1 protein-coding gene is annotated in these 428 nt (G+C 63.6%); it reads right to left on the bottom strand.

What is annotated here, in order from left to right; translation table 11 throughout:
* Positions 1–305, bottom strand: a 305-nt coding sequence (locus I6F37_RS41075; protein ID WP_225154531.1) for a hypothetical protein, incomplete at its 3' end; no start/stop codon positions are given.
* Positions 306–428 lie beyond the last annotated feature (123 nt).

Here is a 428-nt window from a genome sequence, read left to right as displayed (position 1 = left end):
TCCTCAGTGCGGCCCGAGAGGTACGGCATCAAGAAGGAGGGTCGGATCAGATAGCACTGAAGGTTGCGGAGTTCGATCCGCCGGAGCTTCCAGCCGGTCTTGCGGGAGGTGTAGACGTCCTTCATGCGATAGCCCCGGCGGATCTCCGGCGGGAACAGGTCGGGAGCCGCCTCGATCTGTCGATCCAGGAGCCTGCGGAACCCCTCGGGGTCGTCGACGACCGGCTCATACTGCGGCTGCGAGCAGGGGATGCAGATGGTCTTCTGCCCCCGCACCGGCTGGGACAAGCGCTCGGCTACTGGCATGGCGTTCCCCCTGCGGATGATCTCTGGTGACGATGATCGCCGAGGACGTCAGTATAGCCGGGACGACTCGTAACTCATCTGGACATCCGCCTCCCTCCCCGAAATCCGTTACGAGTAGGGAAG

The sequence above is a fragment of the Bradyrhizobium sp. NBAIM08 genome (assembly GCF_020193935.1).
Classification (GTDB): domain Bacteria; phylum Pseudomonadota; class Alphaproteobacteria; order Rhizobiales; family Xanthobacteraceae; genus Bradyrhizobium; species Bradyrhizobium yuanmingense.
Note: the sequence above shows the minus strand (reverse complement) of the source record. Positions and strands in the feature narration are given on the sequence as shown.